Source organism: Vibrio sp. R10-SG3-ISO3, from assembly GCF_059834225.1.
Window position 1 is genome coordinate 1 of sequence record NZ_JCBDHE010000043.1, and the last position, 16,455, is coordinate 16,455.

The window sequence follows — 16,455 nt, forward strand, 5'->3', positions numbered from 1 at the left end:
ACAAACACGGTTTACAATAGATACTGTCATAATAAACAGTAAAACAGGCGTGCACATTACACGCCTGTTTGATCGGTTTCAAGTTGGCATTCTATCATACAATTTAGGCGCAACGCGCCTATTACGACTAAAGAATGCTTAAACACTCACATTCGCCTGCAACATCATGAGTTTTTATGCATTTTGAGTGCAAGGTCCTCACCATTTCCTGCAGGTTCGAACCAATAGACGTAAAAAGCCCGCAAGATACGGGCTTTTGCACGACGTTATGCCATTATCCTTTAGTCAAAAGGGTATTGATGGCGCCAAGGAACTGCGACGGGTCCGCCATCGAACCACGCTCTGCCAGCATGGCTTGACCAAGCAGTACCTCGACCCAACGGCCAAAGGCTTCCTCATCGGCCTCATCCGCCATACGCTTAACCAGCGCGTGCTCTGGGTTAAGTTCAAAGATGTACTTCACTTCTGGCGCGGCTTGACCTGCGGCTTCCAGCAGTTTGGCCATCTGTGTCCCCATTTCGAAATCATCGGTAACAACGACCGCTGGCGTCGATGCGAGTTTAAAGGTGGTGCGAACCTCTTTCACGCGATCGCCTAAGTAAGCCTTAGTGCGCTCGACAACCGACTTAAACTCTTCCTCGGTCTCTTTTTGTTTCTCTTTCTCCGCTTCGTCTTCGAACTGGCTAAGATCGAGACCCGCTTTCGTAATGGACTGGAACTGCTTACCATCGAACTCAGTTAAGTAGTTCATCAGCCACTCGTCGATGCGGTCATACATCAAGATAACTTCAATGCCCTTGGCTTTAAACTGCTCAAGGTGAGGGCTGTTCTTCGCCGCCGCGTAGCTGTCTGCGGTGAGGTAGTAAATCTTATCTTGGCCCTCTTTCATACGCTCAACGTAAGAAGCGAGGTCAACCGTTTGCTCTGCCGAGTCCACTTCCGTGGACGCAAAACGCAGCAGACCGGCTACTTTCTCTTTGTTCGCCATGTCCTCAGCTGGGCCCTCTTTGAGCACCAAGCCAAACTCTTTCCAGAATGACTGATATTTCTCGCTGTCATTCTTAGCCATGCGTTCAAGCATGGTCAAAACACGTTTGGTACACGCATTACGCAGGGATTGAGTCACCTTGTTGTCTTGAAGAATTTCACGTGACACGTTGAGTGGCAAATCGTTGGAATCGATCAAGCCGCGTACAAAGCGCAGGTATGACGGCATGAATTGCTCAGCATCATCCATGATAAACACACGCTGCACATACAGCTTAAGACCCGATTTGTGGTCACGGTTCATCATATCCCAAGGTGCTTTTGATGGAATGTAAAGTAAACTGGTGTAGTCGTTTTTACCTTCCACTCGGTTGTGGCTCCACACCAGTGGATCGGCAAAATCGTGCGATACGTGCTTATAAAACTCTTGGTACTCTTCCTCTGAGATGTCCGACTTATTACGAGTCCATAGTGCTTGCGCTTTGTTGATCTGCTCCCACTTCTTCTCGTCGGTCTCTTTGCCTTCGTCATCACGAACGGCCGTTTGGATTGAGACTGGAATACCGATGTGATCGGAGTATTTGCTGATCACATCGCGTAAACGCCATTCGTTTAGGAACTCTTTACCCTCTTCACGCATATGAAGAATGATATCGGTACCACGCTGTTCTTTTACGATGTCTTCGATGGTGTACTCACCTTCACCTGCTGAGTGCCATTGCACCGCCTGTTCGGCAGCCAGGCCAGCTGCGCGAGTGCGCACGGTCACGGCATCTGCGACGATAAAGGCGGAGTAGAAACCCACACCAAATTGACCGATTAATTGCGAATCTTTGCTTTGCTCTTCCGACAGCTTAGAGAAAAACTCTGCAGTGCCCGACTTAGCGATCGTACCTAGGTGTTCAATCACGTCATCACGACTCATACCGATGCCGTTATCGGAAATGGTCAGAGTGTTTGCCTCTTGATCAAAAGAGAGCTTCACTCCCAATTCGGCGTCACCTTGATATAAATCGGGATTGGACAAGGCTTGGAAACGCAGTTTATCCGATGCGTCTGAAGCATTAGAAATCAACTCACGAAGAAAGATCTCTTTGTTTGAGTAGAGAGAATGGATCATCAGGTGAAGCAGTTGTTTGACTTCAGACTGAAAACCACGAGTTTCTTTGTTATTCGTTGCTGTTTCGCTCATGATAACTCCACATTTGGTGCTTTTTATTCCAAGGCCACCTGCCTGTTCGCAGGAATATTGGCGCTAAATCTGACAGTTAAGATGAGGGTGGAGAGTGTAAATTCAAGGTCAAAAAACATAAAAACAGTGTTTTTTTGGTTTTATTTTGATTATTCTTACACATCTAAAAATGAATAAATCATAAAGAGACGCCAAGATTTGCGCGGTTTTGTTCAATCAGCACAGCTTGGTGGCGAATGGATGCGCATTACGTTACTTGAACCTTTTTATAGAAATGGCCAACCTCAATGAGCAACATAGGTACTAAGTTCAACCTCGCGAACCGCTTCACGTTTGACCCAAACACCAACTCTCTGACCGATAAAGAGAGTGACAACGAGGTGATTCGTCTGGGCAGCAATGAAAGTCGCATTCTCCTTTTATTGGCAGAAAAACCCAATGAAGTTGTCTCCCGCAACGAGCTGCACGATTTCGTCTGGCGAGAGCAAGGGTTTGAAGTTGACGACTCTAGCCTTACTCAAGCCATTTCTACACTAAGAAAGCTATTGCAAGACTCCACCAAGTCGCCTCAATACGTTAAAACAGTGCCTAAACGCGGCTACCAGTTGATCTGTCCGGTTGAAAGAGCGTTGCCTCAAGTCACCAGTGACGATCTCGACGAGATGGACGACAGCCAAGATACTAACTTTTCAGGGTTCGACACCAACGAGAATGTAACAGCGTCATTGTCCCAGACCGTTGACACCACTGCCGGCACGGTGGACACCAAGAAACCTAAAACCAACAACAAGCCCTTGATGATGGTATTGCTTGTCATTACCGTCATGCTGCCTATCCTTGCCATCCTGCTAGCAAAACCGGCGCAAACGCAGTTTCGTGAGCTGACAGTGGTCGATAGCACACCGGTGAGAACGCCGCTGAACCACCCAGATTTAAGCGTGTGGATGCCCTCTATCGAGCAGTGCGTCAAACGCTACAACGAAACACGCCAAGGGGATTTAGCGCCTGTAGAGGTGATCGCTACGGGTGGTCAAAACAATCAGTTAGTCTTGAACTACATTCACTCTCTTCAACAATCAGGTGAAAACATCACCTTGCGCATTGTTGCCGAGCAAGACGATCTCTCTCGAGTATGCCAGTAGGAGTTACCCATGAATCATAGAATCGCCGCTGGCCTCGCCATTATCTCTGCTGCGTTAAGTAGCTGGCTCTACTGGGGCAGTGATATAAAAATTGAGAAAATCCTCACCTCAAGTGAATGGCAATCGAAAATGGTCACCCTAATTGACCAAATGCGCCATGAACAAGATATCGGTCCTTTGCGTAAAGTGGACGTGGTTTCAAACGTTAAATATTTACCGAATAACACCTACATCCGCGTCTCTACCGTCCGCCTTTTTCCAGACACCGACTCACTGGAAAGCATCATCAATATCTCGGAAAGCGGTAAGTGGGACATCAGTGACAATTACTTGCTGATCTCTCCAAGTGAGTTCAAAGATGTCTCGTCTGCGCAAACGCGAGACTTTTCCGAGCAGCAGTTAGAGCTTATCACACAGATCTTCAGGATGGATGCTCAGCAAAGCCGCCGCATAGATATTGTCAATGAGAAGACCTTGCTTCTGACCAGCCTCAGCCACGGCTCGACGGTGCTGTTCACCAATTAATACCTCTAGGGAGCTTCGGCTCCCTTCTTTGTGGAGAACATATGCTAAAAGCACACATTGATATTTACTACTGTCGCCAATGTAATTGGATGCTGCGTGCCACTTGGCTCAGCCAGGAGCTACTGCACACCTTTAGTGAAGAGATCGATACGCTGTCGTTACACCCAGACACCGGTGGCCGATTTGAAATTCACTGCAATGGCGTGATGGTGTGGGAAAGAAAGCGCGATAGTGGCTTCCCAGAAGCAAAAGTGTTGAAACAACGAGTGCGCGACATCATTGATCCACAAAGAGATTTGGGCCACAGTGATACCAAGTAGCCCAAAAAGGTGTACTAGCCTTATTCTCACATATTCCGTGTTTAAAGCTGACAGCTCACGATGCACTCATCGTCAAAAGTGACGGTTTTCAGCTCGCCATCGTCATAAAGTCCGTAGCTAGGCGAAAAACCGTTACGAGGGAAGGTCACCGAACCTGGGTTAAAGACGAAGTGTTCACCATCTCGCTGCGCCACTGGGATGTGAGTATGACCATGAACCAGCACATCATTGGGGCTTAGAGCTGGACGCTTGTCCGCGTTGTACAGATGACCGTGGGTTAAAAACAGTCGAGTGCCCGACTCCAAGACCAGCCAGGCGTAATCGGCCATAATAGGGAAATCGAGCAACATCTGATCCACTTCACTGTCGCAGTTGCCACGCACGGCAATGATCTGCGCGGCAAACTCATTGAGCCGACTGGCAACCTCAGCCGGGTTGTACCCCTCAGGAATCGGGTTTCTTGGTCCGTGATTCAGTATGTCCCCAAGCAGCACCAAAGTCTTAGCACCCGATGCTGAAAAGGCTGATAACAGTGCTTCGGTGGCAGGAAGGCTGCCGTGTATGTCTGACGCGATAAAAATAGTCACCTAATGCTTACCCTTAACGTAAATAAGGCTATTGTACGCACTGAGCTACACATCGTCATCATTGAGCATGCCGTTAATCACAATGTTGTTGTAACTGACCATCCCAATAATCTGGCCATGCTCGATCACAGGGGCTCGGCTGATACCAAAACGCTCAAAGAGGCGCGCGCAATATTTCACATTCATATCAGGGCTGACGGAGAGTGCAGGCTTGGTCATAATTTCATAGATGTTCGTCCGCTCTGCCGAGCGATTCTGCGCCAACACTTTTTTCGCGATGTCGTTCATCAGCACAATGCCGTACTCATCCCCTTCATGCCGCTTATCAACCACCAACGCTTTGACTTGGTGTTGGCGCGCAAGCTGGATTCCCTCTTTGACGGTCGTTAAGCCATCAATGATGACATAAGTATTGGCCATCACATCCCGCACTTGCACTCTATCATGACTATTCATAACTCATCCTCCACCACTTTGGTCAATGTTTCTACTTGGTGGGCGACCCCCACCGCATCTTCAATATCAATTTGAATCGCGATGCCTTGTCCAGAGGTTTGATCAAACTCTCCAACCTCGTTGATCGTCTCCAGTATGTGTCGCGATAAGTGCTCCTCGACCACAAACAACAGCACATCCTTTTGCACATCGAGCGTCAGACCAAAAAAGGTTTTCTTCTGTTTTAATCCTTCGCCACGGGCATTGTTAATAACCGTGGCCCCCGTAGCGCCCGCAGTTCGCGCCGCATCAAGCACCACGTCGGTTTTGCTGTCTTCGACAAACGCAATAATGAGTTTAAAGCGCATTAGTTTCATCCTCCTGATTGGCGCGTTTATTCAGCCAATCTGTCATTTGTGCATAGCCCATGACTGAAATAATGGGGAATAAGCTGGCAAAGGCGATAAGGCCAAAGCCATCGATCATTGGGTTTCGGCCCGGTACGGTAGAAGCAAGTCCAAGACCAAGCGCGGCCACCAAAGGTACGGTGACCGTTGAGGTCGTTACGCCGCCAGAGTCGTAAGCCAATGGGATAATCAGCTTAGGGGCGTAAAAGGTTTGAATCACCACCACAATGTAACCAACGATGATGTAGTAGTGGATAGGATCGCCAACCACAATTCGGTAGCTACCAAGCGAGATACCAAACGCAACCCCAAGCGCCACCGCGATACGCAACCCATTGACACTGATACTGCCCGCCGAGACTTGATTAGCTTTGATGGCAACGGCGATCAGTGACGGCTCTGCAATAGTGGTACTAAAGCCGATAAAAAAGGCAAACAAGTAGACCCAATAGTAGTCAAACCACTCTAGTGGTACGGTTAGGTTGTCTCGAAACTGATCGATAAAGCTGGGCGCCGTTAATTGAGTGGCCATCGTCTCGCCAAGCGGAAACAACGCAAGCTCCAAACCAATAAGAAACAGAGATAAGCCGAGAATGACATAGACAAAACCGAGCAATACCTTAGCAAGGTTGGTGACCGGGCGTCGTAACACGGCAAACTGGAATCCGAAAATAATGGTCGCAATCGGCACCACATCGGTGATGGTACCAAGCAGAGTATGAAAAAAGTGTTGCCATTCCATCATGCCACCACCATGCCGTATACCATGACAAACATCATCGGCAGCAATGAGGCAAACGCAATCAAGCCAAACCCATCGATCATGGGGTTACGTCCTTTGATCGCGCTTGCAAGCCCAACCCCTAGTGCCGTGACGAGAGGAACCGTAATGGTGGAGGTCGTAACACCGCCGGAGTCGTAAGCGACGCCAATGATGCTCTCCGGCGCAAACATCGTCAGTACCACTACACCAATGTAGCCACCAATGATCAGATATTGAATGGGCCAACCTTTTAAAATTCTCAGCACACCCAACATGATCGCAAAGCCCACCGAGAGGGCGACGGTGTAGCGCAAGCCATTGGCGTAATCATCCATCGCCTCCGGCCTGTCGGCAATCATCCCTCCTTGCGCCGCTACTTGCGCGGCTTCTGAAGCAACAGCCGTCAGAGCAGGCTCAGCAACGGTGGTCCCAAATCCTAAACAGAAAGAAAACAGCAGCAACCAAAAGACACTCCCTTTGCGCGCGAACGCTTGCGCCATGGATTCACCGATGGGAAACAGCCCCATCTCTAAGCCAAAAATAAAAAAACTCAGCCCAAGTACCACCAACACGAGTCCAAATACGATTGAAGGGAGGTTGGGAAGTGGCTCTTGCAAAACGACCAATTGGAAAAAAGCAATTACAGCGATGATGGGCAGTAAGTCACGTAAGCTGCCCATTAAAGAACGAAATAGTGCCCTTATTGCTTCCATACTCTCTCCGCTGCGAGGAAATCCACACTATTTATCATGGCAAAGGAATTCATCCTTAAGTGTGATAAATCTGGCATCTCTCACGATAGAACGCACGAATGTTTCATTTTGTGAGTTGGCGAGTGAGCCAATAAGCAAAGATGCGGTCAAACCGAGTGAAGAGCGATCTATTTATGCTTGAGATCGCTATAATGATTCGAGAAATCAAAAAGAAGGGACAGCAATGAAAATTTTGCTCACCGGAGGAACCGGGTTTATTGGCAGAGAGCTGCTTAAGCAGTTGACCACTCATGAAGTGACAGTATTGACCCGATCTCCCTCGCGCGCTCGGCAAGTCCTCGCCCACCTAAAACAAGGCAATCTCTCCTTCATCGACAGTTTGGACGACTTTCATGATCTCAATCCCTTCGACGCCGTCATCAATTTAGCCGGAGAGCCCATTGCCGACAAACGCTGGACTGACACCCAAAAATCCTTAATTTGTGAAAGTCGCTGGCAGCTGACAGAGCAGTTGGTCGCCTTGATTCACGCAAGCACCGCGCCGCCCTCGGTATTTCTCAGTGGCTCTGCGGTGGGATACTACGGTGACCAACAAGCGCATCCGTTTGACGAAAGTCTGCAAGTGCAAAGCAATGACGATTTCGCTCATCAAGTCTGTGCACGTTGGGAACAGATTGCTCTGCGCGCACAATCTCAGCACACGCGAGTGTGTTTGATGAGAACAGGTATTGTACTTGGTCCTGATGGTGGGGCACTAAAGAAAATGCTGCCCCCCTATCGCCTCGGATTAGGCGGCCCAATAGGTACTGGCAAGCAGTATATGCCTTGGATACACCTGATGGATATGGTGCGTGCCATTGTCTACTTGTTGGATACCGAACATGCCCAAGGCGTGTTCAACTTCACTGCGCCTCACCCTGTCACCAATACTCTGTTTAGTCAGACGATGGCTCGTTGCCTGCGACGGCCGCATGTACTTTTTACACCGGCATGGGTAATGAAGCTGATGATGGGCGAGAGCGCGACCTTGCTGTTTGATAGCATCCGCGCGAAACCCAAAAAGCTCACCGAACTGGGCTTCACCTTCCAATACTCACGACTTGAACCCGCCCTCAAGCACCTTTTGCAGCCCGTAGGGCGCTAACAACGGATCATAAATACGAAAAACATGACTCAATACATTTTGATTACAGGCTGCTCGAGCGGCATAGGCCATACAGTTGCCCACGCCCTTCATCAGCGAGGATACCAAGTCATCGCGTCTTGTCGCCAAGCACAAGACGTCGAGCGATTAAAACAAGAGGGGTTGTTGTCGGTGCAACTGGATCTCTCTGATCCACAAAGTATCGAAGCAGGCTTTCATGAAGCCTTAGCATTAAGCAACGGCCGACTTGATGCTCTGTTTAATAATGGGGCCTACGGTCAACCTGGGGCATTGGAAGATCTCCCGACAGAAGCCCTGCGCGCCCAGTTTGAAAGCAATTTTTTTGGCTGGCATCATCTTGTTTCTTTGGCTCTACCGATAATGAGAGCGCAAGGCGCTGGGCGAATCGTACAAAACAGCTCGGTACTTGGCTTTGCAGCGATGAAATATCGCGGTGCATACAACGCCTCCAAGTTTGCTCTTGAGGGCTGGACAGACACACTCAGACTTGAACTGGCCGACACCAACATTCACATCAGCCTCATCGAACCAGGCCCCATAGAGACGCAGTTTCGCGCCAACGCCTTGGTGGCATTTCAACGCTGGATCAAGGTGGAAGAGAGCGCGCATCGTGCGCACTATGAGCAACAATTAGCAAGACTTGGCAACGATACTTCAAGCAACCGCTTTGTTCTTCCCGCCTCTGCCTGCATTGCGCCTGTGGTTCATGCTTTGGAGTCCGAAAAACCCAAAATCCGCTACAGAATTACCACGCCAACGCGAGTGCTTTGGTGGCTAAAACGTCTACTATCGAGCCGAGCCTTGGATCGACTATTGAGCAAGGCTGCATAAAAAATCGTCTGTATGTAATTTAATCGTAATATTGAGACAGTAAGATTTAAATCGTTGCCTTCGTGCCACTGACGAACTCCCATCGTTTTGGGTTTGGCCACATAAAAATTCATTATTACAGCGTTACATTCGGATAAGACTATGTCATTAAACCAGTTGAACTGGCTGAGTGTCGGTGTTGCGCTAACGTTACTGATGTTTTTGTAACACCTTCGCTTGCACATTCTAAAAAAGGTAGGATAACCCTTCGGTTTCCTACCTTTTTTGCTGTGTTACCGCTTTGAATTCAGCTTGTGCGTTAGCTGGTCAAGTCATCGAAAAACTTCTTCACACCATTGAAAAAGCCTTCTGATTTCGGCTTGTGCTTGGTCGCCGCTTCACCACCGCAAGACTCTTCAAACTCTTTAAGTAGCTCTTTTTGACGGGCACTGAGGTTCACTGGCGTCTCTACCACAAGCTTGACAATCAAATCGCCAATACCACCACCACGAACACCTTTTACGCCTTTGCCGCGCATACGGAACATACGACCAGTTTGCGTCTCCGTTGGCACTTTAAGGTTCACTCGGCCGTCCAATGTTGGGACTTCCACCTCACCACCGAGCGCTGCCATAGCAAAGCTCACAGGCACTTCACAGTAGAGGTTATTACCATCACGCTCAAAGATGTGGTGTTCTTTCACGTGTACTTGTACATACAAGTCGCCCGCTGGTGCGCCCATCTCTCCCGCTTCACCTTCACCTGAAAGACGAATGCGATCGCCAGTATCCACACCGGCTGGGATCTTAACGTTAAGGGTTTTGCTTTTCTGTTTACGACCTTGACCATGACACACATTACATGGGTCTTTAATGATCTTGCCTTTACCGTGACAGGTCGGACAGGTTTGTTGAACCGCAAAGAAACCTTGGCGCATCTGAACTTGGCCATGACCATGACAAGTACCACATGTTTCAGGTGATGTGCCTTTCTTCGCGCCGCTTCCTTCACAGCTGTCACAATGGACTAACGTAGGAACTTCAATTTCTTTCGACACACCACGTACGGCTTCTTCAAGCGTCAATTCCATGTTGTAGCGTAAATCAGCGCCACGCTGAGCGCGAGCTTGACCGCCGCCACGACGACCGCCACCAAAGATGTCACCAAACACGTCGCCAAAGATGTCACCGAAATCGGCACTACCGCCACCGAAGCCGCCGCCTCCCATACCGCCTTGTTCAAAGGCTGCATGGCCGTACTGGTCATAAGCGGCTTTCTTCTGTGGATCGAGCAGAACTTCGTACGCTTCTTTTACTTCTTTAAACTTATCTGCAGCGCTGTCATCACCCTGATTACGGTCTGGGTGGAATTTCATCGCTAGGCGTTTGTACGCCTTTTTGATATCACGCTCTGATGCATCGCGGCTTACGCCTAATACTTCGTAAAAATCACGTTTTGACATGTTTCTCGTCACCAAATTTATTACTGCAAACGGTCAACACCGCTTGGTGTTATATCTACCTAACTAATGGCTCTGGATTTTAGCGATCCCACACCAAAAAGACACTTTTAGTTAGATGGACATAATGTACAAACATACGGGCGTAAGAGTCTCCTCAAACGCCCGCATCATAGTTAAGTTAAGTCCGAATCAAGAATTACTTCTTGTCGTCTTTGACTTCTTCGAACTCTGCGTCAACCACATCGTCTTGAGCGTCGCTGCTTGCTTGCTCGCCACCTTGTGCTTGCGCTTGAGCTTGCTGCTGAGCGATTTCCATCAGTTTCTGAGCCGCAGTCATCAGTGCTTGAACTTTCGCGTCGATCGCTTCTTTGTCTTCGCCTTTACGTGCTGTTTCTAGCTCAGAAATCGCAGCTTCAATCTTCTCTTTCTCGTCAGCTGGAAGCGCATCACCCGCTTCTTCTACTTGCTTACGAGTACCGTGAATCATTTGGTCCGCTTGGTTACGTGCAGTCGCTAGCTCTTCGAACTTCTTGTCCGCTTCTTTGTTCGCTTCTGCTTCTTGAACCATTTTCTCGATGTCTTCATCGCTTAGACCACCAGACGCTTGGATAGTGATCTTCTGCTCTTTGCCAGTCTGCTTGTCTTTCGCTGACACGTGTAGAATACCGTCCGCATCAAGGTCGAAAGTCACTTCGATTTGTGGCATGCCACGTGGCGCAGGCTGAATGCCTTCTAGGTTAAATTGACCTAGAGACTTGTTGTACATCGCTTGCTTACGCTCACCTTGAAGAACGTGGATGGTTACCGCGTTCTGGTTGTCTTCCGCTGTCGAGAAAACTTGGTTCGCTTTGGTTGGGATAGTGGTGTTCTTCTCAACCAACTTAGTCATTACGCCCCCCATTGTCTCAATACCTAGAGACAGAGGTGTAACGTCAAGTAGCAGTACGTCTTTCACGTCACCCGCAAGTACGCCACCTTGAACAGCAGCACCCATAGCTACGGCTTCGTCAGGGTTTACGTCTTTACGCGCTTCTTTACCGAAGAACTCTGCAACTTTCTTCTGAACCATAGGCATACGAGTCTGACCACCGACTAGGATAACGTCAGTGATTTCGTTCACTGAAAGATCCGCATCCGCTAGTGCGACTTTTAGTGGCTCAAGTGAACGTTGAACAAGGTCTTCAACTAGAGATTCTAGTTTCGCACGCGTCACTTTCACATTCATGTGCTTAGGACCCGTCGCATCCGCTGTCACGTATGGTAGGTTTACGTCAGTTTGAGAAGTCGAAGAAAGCTCGATCTTCGCTTTTTCTGCCGCTTCTTTCACACGCTGCATCGCTAGAGGATCTTTCTTAAGATCGATGCCTTGCTCTTTCTTGAACTCTTCAACGAGGTAGTTGATAAGGCGGTTATCAAAGTCTTCACCACCTAGGTGAGTATCACCGTTGGTTGCAAGAACTTCGAACGTTTTCTCACCTTCAACTTCATCGATTTCGATGATAGAGATATCGAACGTACCACCACCTAAGTCATAAACCGCGATAGTGCGATCGCCGCCTTTCTTGTCTAGACCGTATGCCAACGCTGCCGCTGTCGGTTCGTTGATGATACGTTTTACTTCTAGACCTGCAATGCGGCCTGCATCTTTGGTTGCTTGACGCTGAGCATCGTTAAAGTAAGCCGGTACAGTGATGACCGCACCTGTCACTTCTTCACCCAGGAAGTCTTCCGCTGTTTTCTTCATTTTCTTCAGAACTTCAGCAGAAACTTGAGGTGCTGCCATTTTCTGGCCTTTCACTTCAACCCAAGCGTCACCGTTATCAGCCTTAACAATCTTGTATGGCATGATTTCGATGTCGCGCTGAACTTCTTCGTCTTCAAAACGACGACCGATCAAACGCTTGATTGCAAATAGCGTGTTTTCAGGGTTAGTAACTGCTTGACGTTTCGCTGGCTGACCAACCAATGTCTCGCCGTCTGTGTAAGCAATTACCGATGCAGTAGTACGTTCACCTTCTGCGTTTTCAATCACGCGTGGTTTGTCGCCGTCTAATACAGCAACACAAGAGTTAGTAGTACCTAAGTCAATACCAATGATTTTACCCATCAGGCTATCTCCGAATAAATTCTATTTTCGTTGTGCTATATCCCCTATGTGGGGATGGAGAATCGGGTTTCAACCCTTGCTCACAAACAAAAATAATCATGTTTGCTTCTCTATGCCCCTTAGATAAGGTCTGGAATTACCTTTTCAAGGGACAAAATGAAAAAAATCGTAATTTTTGTTTAGAAACAACAAAGCGAGGCCGAAGCCTCGCTTTGCTCGCTACTCTATCGCGCATAATGTCGCGATTATTTCGCTACCATTTCGGTTTACTTCGCTACCATCACCATGGCAGGACGAATCACGCGTCCGTTCAACTCATACCCTTTTTGCATCACAAACATCACCGTGTTCGATTCATGATCAGGGCTTTCCTGAATGGACATCGCTTGGTGCTGCTCAGGGTTGAACGCTTCACCTTCTGGGTTGATCTCTTTCAAACCAAACTTAGACACGGTATCGACAAACGTTTTGTGCGTCAGTTCAACACCTTCAAGAATCGGCTTGACTGCTTCATTCTCACCGTCTGCCGCTTGAATCGCACGCTCTAGGTTATCAATCACCGGTAACAGCTCTTCAGCAAACTTATTCAATGCGTATTTACGTGCTTTGTCGATCTCGGTTTCCGTACGGCGACGCATGTTTTCGACTTCTGCTTTCGCACGCAATACACCGTCTTGCTGTTCTTGAATTTTCGCTTCGCTTGTCAGTAGCGCCGCTTCTAGTTGAGCAATCTTCGCGTCTTTTTCATCACCCATCTCTTCAAGCTCAGCTTCCACTTCTTGTGCTGCCGCTTCGGCTTTTTCCGCTTCTTCGATGATTTGATCAAGCTCTTCTTCTTTAATCTTGTTTTCTTCGTTGCTCATGGTCTCTCCAGAATTCAATGTTCTTTGTACTTAACGGCTCAGTTTGCCACCACCAAATACAAAAAATTCGCACAATTAGCTAACTTGCCATTATTATGGGGATGTAGATTGTCGATTCAAGCCTATTTAGCGCGGAAAACTTATGAAAAAACCTTTTGAAGTGATCGCTATCATTGGTAAGCCCAGAGATCAGCAGGCTATCCAAACGCACCGAGAACTGTACACTTGGTTAAAATCAGAAGGTTATCAGGTTCTTATCGATGATCGCCTCAGCGAGATCTTAGATGACCTACCGCAACAAGATTTCGCCAGTTTGATTCGGCTGGGTAACGTCGCAGACTTGGCGATTGTCGTTGGTGGTGACGGCAACATGCTAGGCGCCGCTCGTGTGCTGTCGCGCTTTGACGTGCGCGTCATTGGTGTGAACCGCGGAAATCTCGGCTTTTTGACGGACTTAAATCCCGAAGACTTTCAAGCGGCGCTGAAAACCGTGCTAGCGGGAGACTACATTGAAGAAGAGCGCTTTTTACTTGAAGCGGAAGTCCATCGTCATGGCCAAGTTAAAAGCCACAACGCTGCGCTAAACGAAGCGGTACTTCACCCCGGGCAAATTGCGCACATGATTGAATTCGAGGTTTATATCGATAATAGCTTCGCGTTTTCTCTGCGTGCGGATGGCATCATAGTCTCAACGCCGACCGGCTCTACGGCTTATTCTCTCTCTGGGGGCGGACCAATTCTGTCGCCTAGTCTCAACGCTATCTCGCTTGTCCCTATGTTTCCCCATACCTTGTCGAGTCGACCTTTGGTCGTTGACGGAAAACGGCGTATCAAGCTACTGGTGTCGCCTGATAACCGAGGCACACAGGAAGTCAGTTGTGATGGCCAAGTATCGTTGCCCGTCTCACCGGGGGATGAAATCCATATCTATCAAAGCCCGAACGTCCTGAAACTTATCCACCCGACGGAATACAGCTACTATCATGTGCTGAGAAACAAACTGGGCTGGTCAAGCAAGCTTTTCTAACAAGCGGCCCTAAATAGAGATGAACACTTGAAAGGTTGATGTACACACATCAACCTTTTTTAATCGCCCTCACAAAATTTGTTGCCACCATCTTTACTGTATAAAGAAACAGTATATACTGTTTTCTTATACAGTATTGTTCATTTAAACAGGTGCTAAAAATGCTGGCTCATCTAAGTGTGAATAATTTTGCGATTGTAAAATCTCTACAACTTGAACTCTCTAAAGGAATGACAACCATCACAGGTGAAACGGGCGCAGGCAAGTCCATTGCGATCGATGCGCTCGGCTTATGCCTTGGTGGCAGAGCGGAAGCCAGCATGGTTCGCCAAGGTGAAGATAAAACGGAAGTCAGTGCCGCGTTCTCACTAGAAAACAATATTCACGCAACACGATGGCTAGAAGATAACGACCTGCTCGATGGGAGCGACTGCATTTTGCGTCGTATCATTAGCAAAGAAGGCCGCTCACGAGCCTTCATTAATGGTAGCCCAGTCCCTCTCTCTCAGCTCAAGTCGCTCGGACAACTGCTGATCAATATTCATGGCCAACACGCGCATCATCAATTGATGAAACCTGAGCACCAACTCGCCATGCTCGATCAGTACGCTGGGCATATACACTTGCTCAAAAGCACTCGTAATGCTTACCAACTCTGGCGTCAGGCGGACATTCATTTCAAGCAACTTAAAGAAAATAGCGCAGCTAACCTTGCGCAAAAACAGTTGCTTGAATACCAAATTAAAGAGTTAAACGAACTCTCTCTAGGGGAGGAAGAATATGAAGAGCTCGAACAAGAACACAAACGCCTCTCCAACAGCGGAGAGCTCGCCACCACCTGCCAACAAGCCATTGAGCTTATTTACGAAGGTGAAGAAGTTAATGCGCTTGGTATTCTCCAATCAGCCAGTCAGTCCTTGATTCAACTTGCAGAACTCGACGATAAGTTGGCTGCACTGCCTAATATGCTGGCGGAAGCCCTGATTCAGATTGAAGAAGCCAACAATGAGCTTCGCAACTACCTCGACAATATTGACGTTGACCCTGCGCGCATGGCTTATGTAGAAGAGCGATTCTCCAAAGTGATGTCTATCGCACGTAAACACCATGTGATGCCTGAAGCTTTATATCAACATCACCAAGAGTTGTTGGCACAAATCGACGCGCTAGACTGCTCCGATGAAAAACTCGAGCAACTGGAAAATGAGGTGAGCCAGACTTTTGCAACTTTTGTCGAGCACGCAGAAAAACTGAGTAAATCACGTTCACGATACGCCAAAGAGCTCAACAAGCTGATTTCAGCCAGCATGCACGAGTTGAGTATGGAAAAAGCGAAGTTTTGTATCGATGTGGTCAGTGATACGGCGCATCCTTCACCACTTGGCCTCGACCAAGTATGCTTCTTAGTCTCAACGAACCCCGGCCAACCACTTCAACCGATTGCCAAAGTGGCGTCTGGGGGGGAACTTTCACGCATTTCCCTAGCCATTCAAGTCATTACCGCGCAGAAAGTCGACACACCAAGCCTCATTTTTGATGAAGTGGATGTCGGTATCAGTGGGCCAACCGCCGCTGTAGTCGGTAAAATGCTGCGAAAATTAGGCGAATCTACCCAGGTTCTCTGTGTGACTCACTTACCGCAGGTTGCCGGATGTGGTCACCAGCAACTGTTTGTTGCCAAAAACACTAAAGCAGGTAAAACGGAGACACAGATGCGTGTTCTCGATCGCAATCAGCGCATTAGCGAGCTTGCCCGCTTGTTAGGTGGAAGTGAAATTACCGACTCAACCTTAGCCAATGCAAAAGAGCTCCTAGTCGCCGCTTAGGGTGACTCAACAATAGATCGCGCTCAGGTTAGGTAGCCAAAGTTCCCTAGCTCAGGAATTTTGGCTCGAATTTGCAACCTAATTCAAAAATCATGGTCTGAAACAGTTCAAATGCCGATGAGCT

General features: G+C 48.2%; 16 protein-coding genes. 7 read left to right on the forward strand and 9 right to left on the reverse strand.

Annotated features, from left to right (window positions below; genetic code table 11):
* Nucleotides 1-274 precede the first annotated feature (274 nt).
* A complete protein-coding gene (htpG, locus tag AC6R1A_RS11870) occupies nucleotides 275-2,179 on the reverse strand; it encodes a molecular chaperone HtpG (protein ID WP_500633587.1) in 1,905 nt (634 codons plus the stop codon).
* A gap of 287 nt (nucleotides 2,180-2,466) precedes the next feature.
* Between htpG and AC6R1A_RS11875 the strand changes: the two genes are divergently transcribed.
* Genes AC6R1A_RS11875 through AC6R1A_RS11885 form a run of 3 tightly spaced genes read left to right on the forward strand, consistent with a single transcriptional unit; the run spans nucleotide 2,467 to nucleotide 4,166 of the window.
* Nucleotides 2,467-3,321, forward strand: coding sequence for a winged helix-turn-helix domain-containing protein (locus tag AC6R1A_RS11875; protein ID WP_500633586.1), 855 nt, complete (start codon nucleotides 2,467-2,469; stop codon nucleotides 3,319-3,321).
* Between the two features lie 9 nt (nucleotides 3,322-3,330).
* The gene (locus AC6R1A_RS11880; RefSeq protein ID WP_500633585.1) at nucleotides 3,331-3,846 is read left to right on the forward strand and encodes a regulatory protein ToxS; all 516 of its coding nucleotides are present in this window, start codon (nucleotides 3,331-3,333) and stop codon (nucleotides 3,844-3,846) included.
* 41 nt (nucleotides 3,847-3,887) lie between these two features.
* On the forward strand, nucleotides 3,888-4,166 hold the full coding sequence (locus AC6R1A_RS11885; RefSeq protein ID WP_487903508.1) for an Rdx family protein: 279 nt from the start codon (nucleotides 3,888-3,890) through the stop codon (nucleotides 4,164-4,166).
* A gap of 41 nt (nucleotides 4,167-4,207) precedes the next feature.
* Here the strand turns inward: AC6R1A_RS11885 and yfcE are convergent, their stop codons facing one another.
* From yfcE to AC6R1A_RS11910, 5 genes are read right to left on the reverse strand one after another with little or no spacing between them, the layout of a single operon-like run.
* Nucleotides 4,208-4,753 carry a phosphodiesterase gene (yfcE, locus tag AC6R1A_RS11890; RefSeq protein WP_500633584.1) on the reverse strand — a complete coding sequence of 182 codons (546 nt, stop codon included), beginning with the start codon at nucleotides 4,751-4,753 and terminating at the stop codon, nucleotides 4,208-4,210.
* A 45-nt stretch (nucleotides 4,754-4,798) separates the two neighbouring features.
* Complete coding sequence (locus AC6R1A_RS11895) at nucleotides 4,799-5,209, reverse strand: CBS domain-containing protein (protein ID WP_487903715.1); 411 nt, start codon at nucleotides 5,207-5,209, stop codon at nucleotides 4,799-4,801.
* Nucleotides 5,206-5,556 carry a P-II family nitrogen regulator gene (locus AC6R1A_RS11900; RefSeq protein ID WP_334551262.1) on the reverse strand — a complete coding sequence of 117 codons (351 nt, stop codon included), beginning with the start codon at nucleotides 5,554-5,556 and terminating at the stop codon, nucleotides 5,206-5,208. The genes AC6R1A_RS11895 and AC6R1A_RS11900 overlap by 4 nt, the downstream gene beginning before the upstream one ends.
* Nucleotides 5,546-6,340 carry a DUF1538 domain-containing protein gene (locus AC6R1A_RS11905; protein ID WP_334551264.1) on the reverse strand — a complete coding sequence of 265 codons (795 nt, stop codon included), beginning with the start codon at nucleotides 6,338-6,340 and terminating at the stop codon, nucleotides 5,546-5,548. The genes AC6R1A_RS11900 and AC6R1A_RS11905 overlap by 11 nt, the downstream gene beginning before the upstream one ends.
* Nucleotides 6,337-7,071, reverse strand: a complete 735-nt coding sequence (locus tag AC6R1A_RS11910) for a DUF1538 family protein (protein ID WP_334551266.1) — start codon at nucleotides 7,069-7,071, stop codon at nucleotides 6,337-6,339. The genes AC6R1A_RS11905 and AC6R1A_RS11910 overlap by 4 nt, the downstream gene beginning before the upstream one ends.
* Nucleotides 7,072-7,294: 223 nt before the next feature.
* Between AC6R1A_RS11910 and AC6R1A_RS11915 the strand changes: the two genes are divergently transcribed.
* Together AC6R1A_RS11915 and AC6R1A_RS11920 are read left to right on the forward strand one after the other, a co-directional pair.
* On the forward strand, nucleotides 7,295-8,215 hold the full coding sequence (locus tag AC6R1A_RS11915) for a TIGR01777 family oxidoreductase (RefSeq protein WP_500633583.1): 921 nt from the start codon (nucleotides 7,295-7,297) through the stop codon (nucleotides 8,213-8,215).
* A 24-nt stretch (nucleotides 8,216-8,239) separates the two neighbouring features.
* Nucleotides 8,240-9,067, forward strand: a complete 828-nt coding sequence (locus AC6R1A_RS11920; protein WP_500633582.1) for an SDR family oxidoreductase — start codon at nucleotides 8,240-8,242, stop codon at nucleotides 9,065-9,067.
* Nucleotides 9,068-9,365: 298 nt separating this feature from the next.
* Here AC6R1A_RS11920 and dnaJ read toward each other — a convergent pair whose 3' ends face one another.
* The 3 genes from dnaJ to grpE all read right to left on the reverse strand — a co-directional run bounded on the left by dnaJ (nucleotide 9,366) and on the right by grpE (nucleotide 13,478).
* Entirely contained in the window at nucleotides 9,366-10,508 is a 1,143-nt protein-coding gene (gene dnaJ, locus AC6R1A_RS11925; RefSeq protein ID WP_500626178.1) for a molecular chaperone DnaJ, read from the reverse strand.
* A gap of 196 nt (nucleotides 10,509-10,704) precedes the next feature.
* Entirely contained in the window at nucleotides 10,705-12,615 is a 1,911-nt protein-coding gene (dnaK, locus tag AC6R1A_RS11930) for a molecular chaperone DnaK (RefSeq protein WP_500626179.1), read from the reverse strand.
* 266 nt (nucleotides 12,616-12,881) lie between these two features.
* Nucleotides 12,882-13,478, reverse strand: coding sequence for a nucleotide exchange factor GrpE (grpE, locus tag AC6R1A_RS11935; protein ID WP_334551275.1), 597 nt, complete (start codon nucleotides 13,476-13,478; stop codon nucleotides 12,882-12,884).
* Nucleotides 13,479-13,620: 142 nt separating this feature from the next.
* Here grpE and nadK point away from each other — a divergent pair, with 142 nt between their 5' ends.
* On the forward strand, nucleotides 13,621-14,505 hold the full coding sequence (gene nadK, locus AC6R1A_RS11940) for an NAD(+) kinase (protein ID WP_334551276.1): 885 nt from the start codon (nucleotides 13,621-13,623) through the stop codon (nucleotides 14,503-14,505).
* A 161-nt stretch (nucleotides 14,506-14,666) separates the two neighbouring features.
* A complete protein-coding gene (gene recN, locus AC6R1A_RS11945) occupies nucleotides 14,667-16,331 on the forward strand; it encodes a DNA repair protein RecN (RefSeq protein ID WP_334551278.1) in 1,665 nt (554 codons plus the stop codon).
* The last annotated feature ends 124 nt before the right edge of the window (nucleotides 16,332-16,455 follow it).

What these genes read in the sequence shown, in the direction of transcription:
- grpE (WP_334551275.1), bottom strand. Translation starts at nt 13,478, where the DNA reads ATGAGCAACGAAGAAAACAAGATTAAAGAAGAAGAGCTTGATCAAATC.
- AC6R1A_RS11920 (WP_500633582.1), top strand. Translation starts at nt 8,240, where the DNA reads ATGACTCAATACATTTTGATTACAGGCTGCTCGAGCGGCATAGGCCAT.
- dnaJ (WP_500626178.1), bottom strand. Translation starts at nt 10,508, where the DNA reads ATGTCAAAACGTGATTTTTACGAAGTATTAGGCGTAAGCCGCGATGCA.
- AC6R1A_RS11885 (WP_487903508.1), top strand. Translation starts at nt 3,888, where the DNA reads ATGCTAAAAGCACACATTGATATTTACTACTGTCGCCAATGTAATTGG.
- AC6R1A_RS11895 (WP_487903715.1), bottom strand. Translation starts at nt 5,209, where the DNA reads ATGAATAGTCATGATAGAGTGCAAGTGCGGGATGTGATGGCCAATACT.
- AC6R1A_RS11880 (WP_500633585.1), top strand. Translation starts at nt 3,331, where the DNA reads ATGAATCATAGAATCGCCGCTGGCCTCGCCATTATCTCTGCTGCGTTA.
- AC6R1A_RS11905 (WP_334551264.1), bottom strand. Translation starts at nt 6,340, where the DNA reads ATGATGGAATGGCAACACTTTTTTCATACTCTGCTTGGTACCATCACC.
- recN (WP_334551278.1), top strand. Translation starts at nt 14,667, where the DNA reads ATGCTGGCTCATCTAAGTGTGAATAATTTTGCGATTGTAAAATCTCTA.
- dnaK (WP_500626179.1), bottom strand. Translation starts at nt 12,615, where the DNA reads ATGGGTAAAATCATTGGTATTGACTTAGGTACTACTAACTCTTGTGTT.
- AC6R1A_RS11900 (WP_334551262.1), bottom strand. Translation starts at nt 5,556, where the DNA reads ATGCGCTTTAAACTCATTATTGCGTTTGTCGAAGACAGCAAAACCGAC.
- AC6R1A_RS11875 (WP_500633586.1), top strand. Translation starts at nt 2,467, where the DNA reads ATGAGCAACATAGGTACTAAGTTCAACCTCGCGAACCGCTTCACGTTT.
- nadK (WP_334551276.1), top strand. Translation starts at nt 13,621, where the DNA reads ATGAAAAAACCTTTTGAAGTGATCGCTATCATTGGTAAGCCCAGAGAT.
- AC6R1A_RS11915 (WP_500633583.1), top strand. Translation starts at nt 7,295, where the DNA reads ATGAAAATTTTGCTCACCGGAGGAACCGGGTTTATTGGCAGAGAGCTG.
- AC6R1A_RS11910 (WP_334551266.1), bottom strand. Translation starts at nt 7,071, where the DNA reads ATGGAAGCAATAAGGGCACTATTTCGTTCTTTAATGGGCAGCTTACGT.
- htpG (WP_500633587.1), bottom strand. Translation starts at nt 2,179, where the DNA reads ATGAGCGAAACAGCAACGAATAACAAAGAAACTCGTGGTTTTCAGTCT.